The sequence below is a fragment of the Streptomyces sp. NPDC059788 genome (assembly GCF_042732265.1).
In the GTDB taxonomy this organism is placed as follows: Bacteria; Actinomycetota; Actinomycetes; order Streptomycetales; family Streptomycetaceae; genus Streptomyces.
The window spans coordinates 23,581-37,601 of sequence record NZ_JBHWHY010000002.1 but is presented as its reverse complement, the minus strand read 5'-3'; the positions used below and the strand labels follow the sequence as shown (position 1 = coordinate 37,601).

Below are 14,021 nucleotides of genomic sequence, written 5' to 3'. Positions count from 1 at the left end.
AGGATGTCGCAGTCTCGAATCGGTTTGGCCCCCGGAGCACCGGCTGTCGGTGGCGTCGTACAGGATGTTGGCGACGCATAGACATCAACTGTGACGGGCGTCATCGGGCGCCGTCAGTTGCCACGAGGGGAACCCGCTCCATGAGCTTCAGCCAGCCGCCTCCCGGCCCGTACGGACAGCCGCCCCAGCAGCCCGGCCCGTACGGACAGCCCGCGCCGCAGCCGGTCGGGCAGCCCGGGTACGGCTATCCGCAGCAGGGCGGTCAGGTCCCCCCGCAGCAGCCCTACGGCTACCCGCAGCAGGCTCCCCAGCAGCCGCAGGCCCCCTATGGCCAGCCTCAGCAGCCGGGGCCGTACGGCCAGCAGGCCCCTTACGGGCAGCAGGCTCCCTACGGGCAGCAGCCGCCGCCGAACGGCGGCAAGGGCAAGGGCGTGAAGATCACCCTCGGCGTCATCGCGGTGGCGGCGGTGGCGGGTATCGGCGTCGGCGCGTACTACGCGTTCGGGCCGGGCGGGGACGTGAAGCCGTACACGATCTCCCTGCCGGCCGACCTCCTGGGCGGGACGTTCAAGAAGGCGGAGGGCAAGGAGGACAAGAACGAGGACCTGGCCGGCGACGCCGAGACGAAGGCCATGGGCATCACGGAGGCCAAGGGCGTCCAGGGCACCTACGCGAACGGCAGGAAGCAGCCGCTGATCGTCACCGGTGTCTACGGCAAGGTCGCCGACCCCAAGAGCGCGGTGAACAAGATGTTCGCCCAGTTCGACAGGAAGCTCGACAAGACGGACACCAGGGGTACGAAGGTGGAGACCGTCACGCCGGTGCAGGAGTACTCCCCCGACGGGTTCGACGGCTCGGTCATGAAGTGCAAGGCGCTCAAGAGCACCGCGTCGCGGGGCGGCCTCTCCGCGACCGCCACGGTGACGTGGTGCGCCTGGGGCGACTCCAGCGCGGTCGGCGTGGTCGTGAACAACGGGCTGGAGGCGCCCGCCAATGCCACCGGCGCGGCCTTCTCCGCCCAGCAGCTCTCCGAGAAGACCCGCGAGATCCGCGACGCCGTGCGGCACGAGAAGTAACCACCGCGCCCGCACCACCCCAGGGGGAGGACACTCCATGAGCTTCAACCAACCGCCGCCGGGCCCCTACGGGAGCAGCGGACAGCCGCCGCAGGGGCCGTACGGGAACAGCGGGCAGCCGCAGCCGCAGGGCGGCGGCTTCGGGCCGCCGCCCCAGGGGCCTCCGCAAGGGCCGCCCCAAGGGCCTCCCCAGGGCCCTCCTCAGGGACCGCCGCCGGGCCCGTACGGATACGGCGCGCCGCAGCAGCCCATGCAGCCCCCGCAGTTCCCGCCGCCCGGCCCGCCCGGCCCGCCCGGAGGCGGCAGCACCGGCAAGATCATCGCGGGGGTGGCGGCCGGCGTCGTGCTGGTGGGCGCCATCATCGGCGGCGCCGTCATGCTCACGTCCGGCGACGACAACGGCGGCCGCACGCAGGCCGACGGCAGTAACTCCGCCGCACCCACGGCCGGTTCGGACAGCGGCGACACGTCCGAGGAGAAGCCCTCCGCGCGGGACGGCGGCCGGCGGATGCGGCTGACGACGCCCAGGACGGTCGACGACGGCGCGTACACCCTGGAGAAGGACAAGGAGGCGCTGCAGCGCGACGGCCTGAAGCTGGGGGCGCCGCCGCCCGGCATGACGCAGGAGATCGCCCGCTACCGGGGCACCCGCGACAGCCGGACCACCGGCCTGATGATCTCCGGCGGCTACGGTGCGATCTCCGACCCCGACAGTGTGGTGGACGGCATGTTCAGCGGTGTCTCCAGCGGCGGCACCACGGTCGTGCGGGAGCGCGAGACGTTCCGGCCCGCCAAGGCCGGCGGCAGCGTCAAGATCGACTGCGAGGTCGTACGGAGCTCCCAGTTCGGCTACGCGCCGGTGTGCGGCTGGGCCGACGGCTCGACCGCCGCGGTCCTGCTCTACATGAACGGCGCGCTGCGCTCCTCCTCCGACATCGACCTGTCGCGGTACGCGGACACCACCGCCGTGGTGCGCGACGAGACCCGCGCCCCGCGGTAGCCGGGACCCGGACACGCACGAGGGCCGCCTCGCGATCACTGTCGCGGGGCGGCCCCGGTCGTCCGTACGGGGGGAACGGACGGCTACGCGCTCTTCTCGTGGTGCTCGCCGGACTCGCCGCCGCGGTTGCGGGGCACCAGCGTCGGGTTCACGTTCGAGTGGACGACCTCTTCGGTGATGACGACGCGGGCCACGTCCTTGCGGGACGGGACCTCGTACATCACCGACTGGAGGACCTCTTCCATGATGGCGCGCAGGCCGCGCGCGCCGGTGCCGCGCAGGATCGCCTGGTCGGCGATGGCCTCCAGCGCCGGGCGGTCGAAGTCCAGCTCCACGCCGTCCAGTTCGAACAGGCGCTGGTACTGCTTGACGAGCGCGTTGCGCGGCTCCAGGAGGATCTGCAGGAGCGCCTCGCGGTCGAGGTTGTGCACCGAGGTCAGGACGGGCAGCCGGCCGATGAACTCCGGGATCATCCCGAACTTCACCAGGTCCTCCGGCATGACGTCCTGGAGCTGGTCCTTGGACTCGATCTCACGCTTGGAGCGGATGTTGGCGCCGAAGCCGATGCCCTTGGCGCCGGACCGGGCCTCGATGATCTTCTCCAGACCGGCGAACGCGCCGCCCACGATGAACAGCACGTTCGTCGTGTCGATCTGGATGAACTCCTGGTGGGGGTGCTTGCGGCCGCCCTGCGGGGGGACCGAGGCGGTGGTGCCCTCCAGGATCTTCAGCAGGGCCTGCTGGACGCCCTCGCCGGAGACGTCGCGGGTGATCGACGGGTTCTCGCTCTTGCGGGCGACCTTGTCGATCTCGTCGATGTAGATGATGCCGGTCTCGGCCTTCTTGATGTCGAAGTCCGCGGCCTGGATCAGCTTCAGGAGGATGTTCTCGACGTCCTCGCCGACATAGCCGGCCTCCGTCAGCGCCGTCGCGTCGGCGAAGGCGAACGGGACGTTGAGCATCCGGGCGAGCGTCTGCGCGAGCAGGGTCTTGCCGGAGCCGGTGGGGCCGAGCAGCAGGATGTTGGACTTGCCGAGTTCGATGCCGTCGTCGCCGCCGCGCGCGCCACCGTTCTCACCCGCCTGGACCCGCTTGTAGTGGTTGTAGACGGCGACCGAGAGCGCCTTCTTGGCGGGCTCCTGGCCTACGACGTAGCTCTCCAGGAACTCGTAGATCTCCCGGGGCTTGGGCAGTTCCTCCCAGCGGACCTCGGAGGTCTCGGCGAGCTCCTCCTCGATGATCTCGTTGCAGAGGTCGATGCACTCGTCGCAGATGTACACACCAGGTCCCGCGATGAGCTTCTTCACCTGCTTCTGACTCTTCCCGCAGAACGAGCACTTGAGCAGGTCGCCGCCGTCACCGATGCGTGCCACGAGGTGCTTCCCCTTCGCCTGGGATCCGCATTGCTCCGCGGACCCGGGTGCTTGCCTATCGACGGTACCTTGCCGGGCCCCCCGTACGGGCCCCCCTTGGACCGACTCGGTCAACCCGGTCCAAGGGGGCGTGTCACCGGCTCACTTCGCGACGGTACGCGATCAGACCGACGCGGCCGTCTTACGGGTCGAGACGATCTGGTCGACGAGACCGTACGCCAGGGACTCCTCGGCGGTCAGGATCTTGTCGCGCTCGATGTCGTCGCGGATCTTCTCGATCGGCGTGGTGGAGTGCTTGGCGAGCATCTCCTCCAGCTGCGTGCGCATCCGCAGGATCTCGTTGGCGGCGATCTCCAGGTCGGAGACCTGACCGCGGCCGGTCTCGCTGTACGGCTGGTGGATCAGCACGCGGGCGTTGGGCAGCGCCATCCGCTTGCCGGGGGTGCCGGCGGCGAGCAGCACGGCCGCGGCGGACGCCGCCTGGCCCATGCAGACCGTCTGGATGTCCGGCTTGACGAACTGCATCGTGTCGTAGATCGCGGTCAGCGCCGTGAAGGAGCCGCCGGGCGAGTTGATGTAGATCGAGATGTCCCGGTCGGGGTCCATCGACTCCAGGCACAGCAGCTGCGCCATGACGTCGTTGGCCGACGCGTCGTCGATCTGCACGCCGAGGAAGATCACGCGCTCCTCGAAGAGCTTCGCGTACGGGTCGTACTCGCGCACGCCCTGCGAGGTGCGCTCGACGAAGCGCGGAACGATGTAACGGGACTCGGCGGGCTGGCCCTGGAACTCTGCCTGCGGGGCGTCGTGGCGCTCGTAGAGGCTACGGCCGGGGAAGTTGTTCATCTGGAGGTTCACCGTCCTGGTGGCGGTCAAAGGGGCTGGGGTCGGCTGCTCGGCGAGTGGTACGGGGCTCAGGCCCCGGTGCCGCCCCCGCCCGGAACGCCCGCCGCGGTGGTCATGACGTCGTCGATGAGGCCGTACGCCTTGGCCTCCTGCGGGTCGAACCAGCGGTCCCGGTCCGAGTCGCGGGTGATCTGCTCGACGGTCTGACCGGTGTGCTGGGCGGTCAGCTCGGCCATGCGCTTCTTGGTGTGCAGCAGCCGCTCGGCGTGGATCTTGATGTCCGACGCGGAGCCCGCCAGGCCCGCGGAGGGCTGGTGGATGAGGATCTCGGCGTTCGGCAGCGCGAAGCGCTTGCCCGGGGTGCCGGCGCTCAGCAGGAACTGGCCCATCGAAGCGGCGAGGCCCATGGCGATGGTGACCACGTCGTTCTTGATGTACTGCATGGTGTCGTAGATCGCCATGCCGGCCGAGATCGAGCCGCCCGGGCTGTTGATGTAAAGGAAGATGTCCTTGTCCGGGTCAGCGGCGAGGAGCAGCAGCTGCGCGGTGATCTTGTTGGCGATGTCGTCGTCGACCGGCTGGCCGAGGAAGATGATCCGCTCGCCGAGCAGCCGGTTGTAGACCTGGTCGCCGAGGCCACCGATGGTCGGCTCAGCGGCGGCGGAAGGCATCGGGATCGTCACGTGTCCACCTGCTCGTTGTCGGACGGCTCGGGGCCGTCTCAGCGTCGTCTTCTGGGGCGCGGGGAGGGCGCGGCGTGCTTGCGCCGGCGCCGTTTCGGCTACTCCCCTGCCCTCGTATCTACGGACCCTAACGCGCTGGTCGGCGGGCGCCATCCCGCATTGTCAACTGTTCGCTGTGAGCGCAGGCTCACCGGCGTGCGCGGGCCCTGACGACGTACGGGCCCGAACACGCGGGCGTGGCGTGTTCGGGCCCGTACGTACTACTGGCGCTACGGGGCGGCCGGAGCCGCCCGTGCCACCGGGACGGCCGGGGCTCAGCCCTCGGTCTTCTCGGCCTTCTCCGCCTGCTCGGCGTCGGTGCCCTCGGCCTCGGAGGCCTCGACGGTCTCGGCCGTCTCGTCCTCGTCGTCCAGGTCGACGACCTCACCGTTGGTGTCCTTGACCGTGGCGGCCTCGACGACGACCGCGAGGGCCTTGCCGCGGGCGACCTCGCCGACGAGCATCGGCACCTGGCCGCCCTCGACGACGGCCTGCGCGAACTGGTCGGGGGACATGCCGGAGGACTGCGCGCGGCGCATGAGGTGCTCGGTGAGCTCCTCCTGGCTGACGTTCAGCTTCTCCTTGTTGACCAGCTCGTCCAGGATGAACTGGGTCTTGATGCCCTTCTCCGCCTGCTCCTTGGTCTCGGCGTCGAACTCTTCCTCGGTCTTGCCCTGGATCTCCAGGTACTTCGCGAGGTCCAGGCCCATCTGGCCGAGCTGGTGGTTGACCAGGTTGTGCTTGCGGGTCTCGATCTCGTCCGCGAGCAGCTTCTCCGGCATCGGGACCTCGGCCAGCTTCAGCAGCTCGTCGAGGACCTTCTCCTGCGCCTGGGTGGCCTGGTCGTACTTCTTCATCTGGGCGAGCCGCTTGGCGCTGTCGGCGCGCAGCTCCTCCAGCGTGTCGAACTCGCTCGCCAGCTGGGCGAAGTCGTCGTCCAGCGCGGGCAGCTCACGGGCCGCGACGGCGGTGACGTCGACCTTGACCTCGGCCTCCTTGCCGGCGGCCGAGCCGCCCTTCAGCTCGGAGGTGAAGGTGCCGGACTCGCCGGCCTTCAGGCCCTTGACGGCGTCGTCGATGCCGTCCAGCAGCTCGCCCGAGCCGATGGTGTAGCTGACGCCCTGGGCGACGCCGTCCTCCAGCACCTCGCCGTCGACCTTGGCCTCCAGGTCGACGGTGAGCACGTCGCCGTCCTCGGCGGCGCGCTCGACCGGGGAGGTCGAGGCGAAGCGCTCGCGCAGCTGCTCGACGGACTTGTCGATGTCCTCGTCCGACACCTCGATGGCGTCGACCTCGACCTCGATGCCGGAGTAGTCCGGGATCTCGATGGCCGGGCGGATGTCGACCTCGGCGGTGAAGGCCAGCAGCTCGCCGTCCTTCAGCTCGGTGATGTCGACCTCGGGCTGCCCGAGGACGTTGAGCTCACCCTCGTTGACCGCCTCGGTGTAGAACTTCGGGAGCGCGTCGTTGACGGCCTCCTCCAGCACGGCGCCGCGACCGAACCGCTGGTCGATGACTCGGGCCGGGATCTTGCCCTGGCGGAAGCCCTTCACCGTGACCTGCTGGTTGATCTTCTTGTACGCCGCGTCGAGGCTGGGCTTGAGCTCCTCGAAGGGCACCTCGACAGTGAGCCGAACCCGGGTCGGGTTCAGGGTCTCCACGGCGCTCTTCACGGTTCGGTCTCCTTGGGGCTGACTTCTGGGGTTCTGCTTGAGATCTGCCGGCGCCTGGAGCCCAGGCGCCCTGCGGACCGCGCCCGGGAGAAAGACACACGGGCACGCAGCTTGCATAGTAACCGCAAGCGGGTTGGCAGCCGCAATGTGATCTTGATGGAGCCCTTACGGGCCCGTCGGCACGGGGCCCGGAGCGGGGCCGTGCGGCCGGGGCACACGGCCCCGGGAACGCCGCGGACCGGCCGGAAGAACGGGCCGGGACGCCGTACGGCTGAAAAACGCGCAGAAATCTGCTGGTCGGGGTGGCCGGATTCGAACCGACGACCTTCCGCTCCCAAAGCGGACGCGCTACCAAGCTGCGCCACACCCCGTCGGTGCGACACGTAGGGTACATGGCCCTGGGGGGTACGGCTGCCGGGTATCCAGGGGCGCGAGCCGCACAGACGGGGCGCATGGGGCGCGAAAGGGGTGCTCGGGCGGCCGGGACGGCGGGCCGCGGCGGGCGGGATCGGGGCGGGGTGTGCGGCGGACCCGGGTGACCCGCTACGATGCACTGCGTGCCGAGGTCACCCGACCGGCGGCGCACGCGGGCGTAGCTCAATGGTAGAGCCCCAGTCTTCCAAACTGGCTACGCGGGTTCGATTCCCGTCGCCCGCTCCGAGCCCCGGGCCCGGCCGTGAGGATCACCTCCGGACCGGGCCCGCGGTCGTTCCCGGCCCTGCACGGGCCCCGCGTTTCCGGTCGTCCCGCAATCGAGGAGGGACGGCCCGGGGTGCGCGTCACTAAGGTGACGGCATGGAGATCTGGCTCAATCCCGCGTGTTCCAAGTGCCGTTCCGCCGTCGACCTGCTCGACGGGGAAGGGGCGCGGTACACGGTGCGGCGCTACCTCGAACAGCCGCCGACCGCCGCCGAGTTACGGGACGTCCTGGACCGGCTGGGGCTGGAGCCGTGGGACATCACGCGTACGCAGGAGGCCGAGGCGAAGGAGCTGGGGATCGGCGACTGGGGGCGTACGGACGCCGAGCGGGAGCGGTGGATCGAGGCCCTGGCCGGCCACCCCCGGCTGATCCAGCGGCCGATCATCACGGCGGACGACGGCACGGCGCTGGTCGGGCGCAGCGAGGAGGCCGTACGTGAGGCGGTCGCGCGGAGCGGACGCGACGACCGCTGACGTGCCGGTCGGGCCCGTGCACTGCGGGTGCCGGGGCGCGGGCCCGCGATGCGCTAGAAGCTGATGTTGTTGATCGTCTCGGCCACCGAGTTCAGGAACCGGTTGATGGACGGCGCGATGCCGGTGGAGGCGAGGAAGAAGCCGAAGAGGATGGCCACGAGCGCCGGTCCCGCCTTGAGTGACTTGCCGCGTATCAACACGATCATGATGATGCCCAACAACAGCACGACGGACAGCGAAAGAGCCACAACTGATCACACCCTCGGTCGGAACGCCTGGCCGGCCATGGAAGCGTGCAGCCGCGCACGCCCCGCTCGGCACCATCGTGCCACCAAGTCCTTGCCCAGTGGAGGCGGGTGGCGAATCATCGGCCAAGGCTTTGCCTGCGAACCGGACGACCGCGCGGCCGGGCGCGGACGGACGGCGGTCCGCCGCCCGGGAATTGGGGCCGCGGGCCGTATTCCTCGGCGCCGCCGGAACCGTGCGCGGCGCCTGGCCGGATCTCGCCGCACCGGCCGGACGCCTTTTGTGCGTACGTGAATTCGCGTGACGCGAGTGGGCCGCCGGACGTCCGCGGCACCGACATACCAGTCGCGAAGCGGACAACACCCCCGGGTCCGCGGCGGGGCATATGCCCTCGCATAAGCGGATGACGCACCCCGCGACAGATATTCACCGGCCCTCCGGAAAATGCACGAAAGTGCGCCGAAAGCGCCCGCGGCCCCATCTCCGGAAGGGAATTCCCCGCCGCGCCACGCCGGTATTGCGCATTCGGCGGAGATGGTTTTACGCATTCCCTTGCCGCCACTATGGTGCGTCAGATGTTTCCCGCTGCGCCGACCCCGCGACGTGTGCTTCCCCCGGCCGCCGAACCCCCCGGTCCGGCCCCGGCGCCCTCCGCCACGGGCGCACCGGAGCGGGCCCGGCGCAGCGCCGGGCGGAACGCGGCGGAGACCGGGCAGCCCGCCGGGGGCGGCCGGGACGCCTTCTTCGACAATGCGAAGTACCTGGCGATCGTGCTGGTCGCCATGGGACATTCCTGGGAACCGCTGACCGGCCAGAGCCGCGCCGCCGGGGCGCTCTACATGACGGTGTACGCCTTCCACATGCCGGCGTTCATCATCATCTCCGGCTATTTCTCGCGCACTTTCGACCTGCGCCCGGACCGCCTGCAACGGCTGATCACCGGTGTGGTGGTGCCGTACATCGTCTTCGAGACCGCCTATACGCTCTTCGCGCGCTGGGCGGGCCACGAACCGGATATGCCGCTGAGCCTCCTGGACCCCTGGTATCTGACCTGGTTCCTGGCCGCGTTGTTCGTGTGGCGGCTGACCACTCCCCTGTGGCGGATCGTGCGGTGGCCGGTTCCGCTGGCCCTGGCCGTGGCCGCGATGGCGTCCGTGTCGCCGGAGGTCGGCAACGACCTGGACATGCAACGGCTGCTGCAGTTCCTGCCGTTCTTCGTCCTGGGCCTGAACCTGCGGCCCGAGCACTTCGCGCTGGTGCGGCGGCGGGCCGTACGGATCGCGGCGGTGCCGGTCTTCGCCTGCGCCCTGGTGCTGGCGTACTGGGCGGTGCCGCGGATGACGTCGGCGTGGTTCTACCACCGGGAGAGCGCGCAGGAGCTGGGGGCCTCCTGGGGGGCCGGGGTGGTGATGACGCTCGCGATGTTCGGCTGCTCGGTGGTCCTGGTCGGCTGCTTCCTCGCCTGGGTGCCGGCCCGCCGTACGTGGTTCACGGTGCTGGGCGCCGGCACCCTGTACGGCTACCTGCTGCACGGCTTCCTCACCAAGGGCTCGCGCTTCTGGGGCTGGTTCGACGACTACGCGTGGCCGCACTCGCCGCTCGGCGAGGTCGTGGTGAGCCTGACGGCGGCGGCCGTGGTGACCGCGCTGTGCACGCCGCCGGTCCGCAGGGCCCTGCGGTGCGTGGTGGAGCCCAGGATGGCGTGGGCGTTCAGGAAGGAGGCCGCGGGCCGGGGCTGACGCCCGACGCCGCCCGCCCTCAGGCCGCGGCCGTCCGCCGGGCGGCGCCGGTGAGGGCCGCCATCCGGGCGGCGACCTGTCCGGCCGAGGGCCGCTCCAGGTCGCCGGCGAGCGCGCCGTCGGCGAGGAAGAGGACCCGGTCGGCCCAGGAGGCCGCCACCGGGTCGTGGGTGACCATGACGAGCGTGGTGCCGAGGCCGTCGACCGCGTGCCGCAGGAGGCCGAGGACCTCGGCGGCGGTGCCGGCGTCGAGCGCGCCGGTCGGCTCGTCGGCGAAGACCACGTCCGGCCCGGTGACCAGCGCGCGGGCGATGGCGACGCGCTGCTGCTGACCGCCGGAGAGCTGGCCGGGGCGCCGCCCCGCGTGCGCGCCGAGGCCCACCTGGGCGAGTGCCCGCGCCGTACGCCGCGGGTCGGGGCGCCGGCCCGCGAGCCGCATCGGCAGCGAGACGTTCTGCTCGACGGTCAGCGACGGCAGCAGGTTGAACGCCTGGAAGACGAAGCCGAGGCGTTCGCGGCGCAGCGCGGTGAGCCGGTTCTCCCGCATCCGGGTGAGGTCCGTGCCGCCGACGCGGACCGTGCCGCCGGTCGGGCGGTCCAGGCCCGCCGCGCACTGCAGGAACGTGGACTTGCCGGAGCCGGAGGGGCCCATCACGGCGGTGAAGGTGCCGTGCGGCAGGTCGAGGTCGATGCCGCGCAGGGCGTGTACGGCGCCCGCTCCGCGCCCGTACTGCCGCCGGACGCCGCGCAGCTCGACGGCGTGGCCGCCGCCCTCCTGCCCCCGCCCGTCCCCGTGCTGGTCCCGCCGGCCCATGGCGCCGTCCCTCGTCTCGTACGTCCGGTCAACCCCTCGACCGTACGGAGCGGGGGTGAACCTGGGCCATGGCGGCTGCCGGTGGCTCCGGGGTGGGGAAAACCCCCGGCAGGGCTCTCGACGGGAGGCCCGGGAAGGTCCCGGAGGCGGGTCGGTGAAGACGTGGGCAGGAGCCGGCGAGGCAGTGGGCGAGCACGGGGGCGCCGGACCGGAAAAGTCGTTTGGTAAACTAACTACTAACGCTTTCTTGACTCCCCCTTGACCGAACACCGTCCGGCCGAACCTCTGGAGGAGCCATCGGACACGCAGAAACCCTCCTCGCGATGGGCGGGGCCTTTCTGGCCGCCGCCGTCCTCGCCCGCCTGGGCAGCCGCATCGGACTGCCCACGATCCCCCTGTTCATCCTGGCCGGAATACTGCTCGGCCCGCACACCCCCGGCATCGCGCTGGTCGACGACCCCCACGAGCTGGAGATGCTCTCCCTGCTCGGCCTGGTGCTGCTGCTCTTCTACCTCGGCCTCGAATTCCACATGGACGACCTCAAAGAGGGCGGCCGCAACATGGCCCTCGCCGGGGCCGCCTACCTGGCGCTGAACGTCGGCGCCGGCCTCGGCTTCGGCTTCGCGCTCGGCTGGGGCACCTCCGAGGCGCTCGTCCTGGCCGGTGTGCTCGGCATCTCGTCGTCGGCGATCGTCACCAAGGTCCTGATGGACACCGGCCGCCTCGGCAACCCCGAGACCAAACCGATCCTCGGCATCATCGTGGTCGAGGACATCTTCCTCGCGCTGTACCTGGCCGCCCTCCAGCCGGTGATCTCCGGCGCCGACTCGATGGCCTCGGCGGCCCTCGACGCGGGCAAGGCCTTCGGCTTCCTGCTGCTGCTCGCCGTGGTCGCCCGCTGGGGCACGGCGGCGATCGGCAAGCTGATCGCCACCAAGGACAACGAGCTGCTGGTCATCTCCTTCCTCGGGGCCGCCGTCTTCGTGGCGGGCATCTCGGAGTGGTTCGGCGTCGCGGACGCGATCGGCGCGTTCATGGTCGGCCTGATGCTGGGCAGCACCAGCTCCGGCAAACGGATCATGGAACTGGTGCACCCGCTGCGGGACGCCTTCGGCGCGATCTTCTTCTTCGCCTTCGGGCTGTCCATCGACCCCGGCGACCTGCCCTCGGTGGTGTGGCCGGTGCTCATCGCGGTGGCGCTGACGCTGCTGATGAACGTGGTCGCGGGCGTGGTCGCCGCCCGGATCTTCGGCTTCGGCCCCGGCCCGGCCGCGAACATCGCCACCGCGCTGCTCGCCCGCGGCGAGTTCGCCCTGATCCTGGCGACGATGGCGGCGGGCGCCGGACTGGACGAGCGGCTGGCGCCGTTCATCGCCGGATACGTCCTGATCCTGGCCGTCCTGGGGCCGCTGGCGGCCGGCCGGTCCGCGTGGCTGGCGCGGCTCCTGCCGGGCAGCGGACAGCAGACTCCCGACGCGCCACCGGCCGACGGGCGGCCCGCCACGTCGGCCGCCGGTCAGGCCTGACGCGCGGCGCCGCCGGCCGGGCCCGCCGCGCGGCGCCTCTCGCGCGGGCCCTGGACGGTCACGGCATCGTCCAGGGCGCGCTCGGCAGCGGTCGGCCCGTCTCCAGGAGTGTCTTGAGGTTGGCCAGCACCGCGTACCAGCCCTGGGCCGCCGCCTCCCGCTCGCCCTCGTCGGCCAGGCCCTCGTGCGTCAGGGTCAGCCGGACGATCTCCTCGTACGGCTCGATGCCGAACGTCACCGTGGAGACGCCGGGCCCGGCGGGGTCCGCGCCCTTGCCGGGCTCCGCCCACGTGGTCACCAGCCGCGTGGGCGGCGTGCTCGCCACGACCGTCCCCTCGACGTCGGCGACGCCCGACCCGTCGGTGCGCCGGTGCTCCCAGCGGGAGCCGGGCCGCCAGTCGGAGACGTTGCTGTGTCCCCAGTACGCGGCCGTCAGACCGGGGTCCGTCAGGGCGTGCCAGACCTTGTCCGGCGCACTGGCGAGGTAGGTGGCGTAGCGGAAGGTGAGGGTGTCTGCCATGGGTCCTCCGTGTGCCGGTCCGGGCGTCGGGACCACCGTACGGTTCAGTCGCGGCAGATCAGCAGCAGCGCGCGGTCGTCGTTGACGTCCTTGGCCACGGCCTCGATCAGATGCCAGGCGGCACCGGCGAAGCCGCGGGCCACGTAGCGGTCGGCCTCGCCGGTCAGCCGGTCGATGCCCTCGGCGATGTCCCGGTCGGCGGCCTCGACCAGGCCGTCCGTGAAGAGCATCAGCACGTCGCCGGGGCGCAGCGTCCCTTTGACGGGGTCGAACTGGGCCCCGTCGTACACACCGAGCAGCGGCCCCTCCGCCGCCTTCTCCTCCCAGCGGCCGGTACCGGCGCTGAGCTGGAGCGCGGGCAGGTGCCCGGCGGACAGCAGCTCGTAGTCGCCGGACTCCAGGTCCAGCACGAGGTGGATGGAGGTGGCGAAGCCCTCGTCCCAGTCCTGGCGCAGCAGATAGCCGTTGGCGGCGGGCAGGAAGCCGTGCGGCGGCAGCGAGCCGAGCAGGCCGCCGAAGGCGCCGGACAGCAGCAGCGCGCGGGAGGCCGCGTCCATGCCCTTGCCGGACACGTCGGTCAGCACCACTTCGAGGATGTTGCCGCCGTGGGTGCGGGAGGCGACGACGAAGTCGCCGGAGAAGGACTGTCCGCCGGCCGGGCGCAGCGCCATCTCCCGGTGCCAGCCGCTCGGCAGTTTGGGCAGCTTGCTCTGGACGCGGATGCGTTCGCGCAGGTCGAAGAGCATCGTGCCGCCGCGCCGCCACGGCACACCGACCCGGCTGCGGAACTGCGCGATCAGCAGCCCGGACAGGCCGACCGCCGCGACCACCAGGACCGTGCCCGGAGTGATCCGGTCGCGTCCCTGGTCGTACGGGCCGAGCAGCGACGCCTCGACGATCAGCGCGGCGGCGGACGTGCCGTACAGTGCGAGCAGGTTGGCCGGACGCAGCAGCAGCCCGCCGGCGATGACCGGCAGGACCAGCGCGGTGGGCGCGATCCAGTCCGGCCGCCAGATGGTGCCGCAGGCGATGGCGGGGACGGCGATCAGAAGGGCGACCAGGGCGATCCAGTCCGAGCCGTCGCCGCGGAAGTAGTCGACCCCGGCCTTGCGCACGCTGATGCGGGTCCGGTGCACCGCCTTGCGCCACCGGGCCGTCAGGGACTCCGCTCCCGAGCTGCTCGCCATTGTTCTGGGACCTTATCCACCCGTTCGGCGGCGCGTCGATTCGCGGCACGCCGCCTGGCGCAATCACCGGGCAACCGCGTTCGAAAAGCGGTCGCGCGGCCGGAACGCGTCCTGCTACCCATGGCC

General features: G+C 71.2%; 13 protein-coding genes and 2 tRNA genes. 6 read left to right on the top strand and 9 right to left on the bottom strand.

The window, feature by feature from the left end; all coding sequences use genetic code 11:
- Positions 1-140 precede the first annotated feature (140 nt).
- Together ACFV57_RS02045 and ACFV57_RS02040 are read left to right on the top strand one after the other, a co-directional pair.
- On the top strand, positions 141-1,076 hold the full coding sequence (locus ACFV57_RS02045) for a hypothetical protein (protein ID WP_385224691.1): 936 nt from the start codon (positions 141-143) through the stop codon (positions 1,074-1,076).
- 37 nt (positions 1,077-1,113) lie between these two features.
- Positions 1,114-2,076: a hypothetical protein gene (locus ACFV57_RS02040; RefSeq protein ID WP_385224689.1), complete on the top strand. Its 963-nt coding sequence runs from the start codon at positions 1,114-1,116 to the stop codon at positions 2,074-2,076.
- A gap of 83 nt (positions 2,077-2,159) precedes the next feature.
- Here the strand turns inward: ACFV57_RS02040 and clpX are convergent, their stop codons facing one another.
- From clpX to ACFV57_RS02015, 5 genes are all read right to left on the bottom strand, one after another.
- Positions 2,160-3,449 (bottom strand): ATP-dependent Clp protease ATP-binding subunit ClpX, encoded by a 1,290-nt coding sequence (clpX, locus tag ACFV57_RS02035; protein ID WP_030020546.1) that lies wholly within the window; start codon positions 3,447-3,449, stop codon positions 2,160-2,162.
- A gap of 162 nt (positions 3,450-3,611) precedes the next feature.
- On the bottom strand, positions 3,612-4,295 hold the full coding sequence (locus ACFV57_RS02030) for an ATP-dependent Clp protease proteolytic subunit (RefSeq protein ID WP_053697267.1): 684 nt from the start codon (positions 4,293-4,295) through the stop codon (positions 3,612-3,614).
- A 68-nt stretch (positions 4,296-4,363) separates the two neighbouring features.
- Positions 4,364-4,966, bottom strand: coding sequence for an ATP-dependent Clp protease proteolytic subunit (locus ACFV57_RS02025; RefSeq protein WP_385225124.1), 603 nt, complete (start codon positions 4,964-4,966; stop codon positions 4,364-4,366).
- A 326-nt stretch (positions 4,967-5,292) separates the two neighbouring features.
- Entirely contained in the window at positions 5,293-6,690 is a 1,398-nt protein-coding gene (gene tig / locus ACFV57_RS02020) for a trigger factor (RefSeq protein ID WP_385224687.1), read from the bottom strand.
- Positions 6,691-6,984: 294 nt separating this feature from the next.
- Positions 6,985-7,061: transfer RNA gene (locus ACFV57_RS02015), tRNA-Pro, on the bottom strand.
- Between the two features lie 215 nt (positions 7,062-7,276).
- On the opposite strand from ACFV57_RS02015, the gene ACFV57_RS02010 reads away from it, so the two are divergent.
- Both ACFV57_RS02010 and ACFV57_RS02005 read left to right on the top strand, forming a co-directional pair.
- Positions 7,277-7,347, top strand: a tRNA-Gly gene (locus ACFV57_RS02010).
- Positions 7,348-7,485: 138 nt separating this feature from the next.
- Positions 7,486-7,863 carry an arsenate reductase family protein gene (locus ACFV57_RS02005; protein ID WP_385224685.1) on the top strand — a complete coding sequence of 126 codons (378 nt, stop codon included), beginning with the start codon at positions 7,486-7,488 and terminating at the stop codon, positions 7,861-7,863.
- A 53-nt stretch (positions 7,864-7,916) separates the two neighbouring features.
- On the opposite strand, the gene ACFV57_RS02000 is transcribed toward ACFV57_RS02005, so the two are convergent.
- The gene (locus tag ACFV57_RS02000; RefSeq protein ID WP_030020551.1) at positions 7,917-8,111 is read right to left on the bottom strand and encodes a hypothetical protein; all 195 of its coding nucleotides are present in this window, start codon (positions 8,109-8,111) and stop codon (positions 7,917-7,919) included.
- 573 nt (positions 8,112-8,684) lie between these two features.
- Between ACFV57_RS02000 and ACFV57_RS01995 the strand changes: the two genes are divergently transcribed.
- Positions 8,685-9,848, top strand: a complete 1,164-nt coding sequence (locus ACFV57_RS01995) for an acyltransferase family protein (protein WP_385224683.1) — start codon at positions 8,685-8,687, stop codon at positions 9,846-9,848.
- Positions 9,849-9,867: 19 nt separating this feature from the next.
- On the opposite strand, the gene ACFV57_RS01990 is transcribed toward ACFV57_RS01995, so the two are convergent.
- On the bottom strand, positions 9,868-10,662 hold the full coding sequence (locus ACFV57_RS01990) for an ABC transporter ATP-binding protein (protein WP_385224681.1): 795 nt from the start codon (positions 10,660-10,662) through the stop codon (positions 9,868-9,870).
- Between the two features lie 323 nt (positions 10,663-10,985).
- Between ACFV57_RS01990 and ACFV57_RS01985 the strand changes: the two genes are divergently transcribed.
- Positions 10,986-12,188, top strand: a complete 1,203-nt coding sequence (locus tag ACFV57_RS01985) for a cation:proton antiporter (RefSeq protein WP_385224679.1) — start codon at positions 10,986-10,988, stop codon at positions 12,186-12,188.
- A gap of 58 nt (positions 12,189-12,246) precedes the next feature.
- On the opposite strand, the gene ACFV57_RS01980 is transcribed toward ACFV57_RS01985, so the two are convergent.
- Both ACFV57_RS01980 and ACFV57_RS01975 read right to left on the bottom strand, forming a co-directional pair.
- Entirely contained in the window at positions 12,247-12,708 is a 462-nt protein-coding gene (locus ACFV57_RS01980; RefSeq protein WP_385224677.1) for an SRPBCC family protein, read from the bottom strand.
- A 44-nt stretch (positions 12,709-12,752) separates the two neighbouring features.
- Positions 12,753-13,895, bottom strand: coding sequence for a PP2C family protein-serine/threonine phosphatase (locus ACFV57_RS01975; protein WP_385224675.1), 1,143 nt, complete (start codon positions 13,893-13,895; stop codon positions 12,753-12,755).
- Positions 13,896-14,021 lie beyond the last annotated feature (126 nt).

Bases quoted from the DNA above. Each gene is read 5' to 3' on its own strand.
- ACFV57_RS02045 (WP_385224691.1), top strand. From the start codon at position 141: ATGAGCTTCAGCCAGCCGCCTCCCGGCCCGTACGGACAGCCGCCCCAG.
- ACFV57_RS02040 (WP_385224689.1), top strand. From the start codon at position 1,114: ATGAGCTTCAACCAACCGCCGCCGGGCCCCTACGGGAGCAGCGGACAG.
- ACFV57_RS02030 (WP_053697267.1), bottom strand. From the start codon at position 4,295: ATGAACAACTTCCCCGGCCGTAGCCTCTACGAGCGCCACGACGCCCCG.
- ACFV57_RS02025 (WP_385225124.1), bottom strand. From the start codon at position 4,966: ATGCCTTCCGCCGCCGCTGAGCCGACCATCGGTGGCCTCGGCGACCAG.
- ACFV57_RS02005 (WP_385224685.1), top strand. From the start codon at position 7,486: ATGGAGATCTGGCTCAATCCCGCGTGTTCCAAGTGCCGTTCCGCCGTC.
- ACFV57_RS01995 (WP_385224683.1), top strand. From the start codon at position 8,685: ATGTTTCCCGCTGCGCCGACCCCGCGACGTGTGCTTCCCCCGGCCGCC.
- ACFV57_RS01990 (WP_385224681.1), bottom strand. From the start codon at position 10,662: ATGGGCCGGCGGGACCAGCACGGGGACGGGCGGGGGCAGGAGGGCGGC.
- ACFV57_RS01985 (WP_385224679.1), top strand. From the start codon at position 10,986: ATGGGCGGGGCCTTTCTGGCCGCCGCCGTCCTCGCCCGCCTGGGCAGC.
- ACFV57_RS01980 (WP_385224677.1), bottom strand. From the start codon at position 12,708: ATGGCAGACACCCTCACCTTCCGCTACGCCACCTACCTCGCCAGTGCG.
- ACFV57_RS01975 (WP_385224675.1), bottom strand. From the start codon at position 13,895: ATGGCGAGCAGCTCGGGAGCGGAGTCCCTGACGGCCCGGTGGCGCAAG.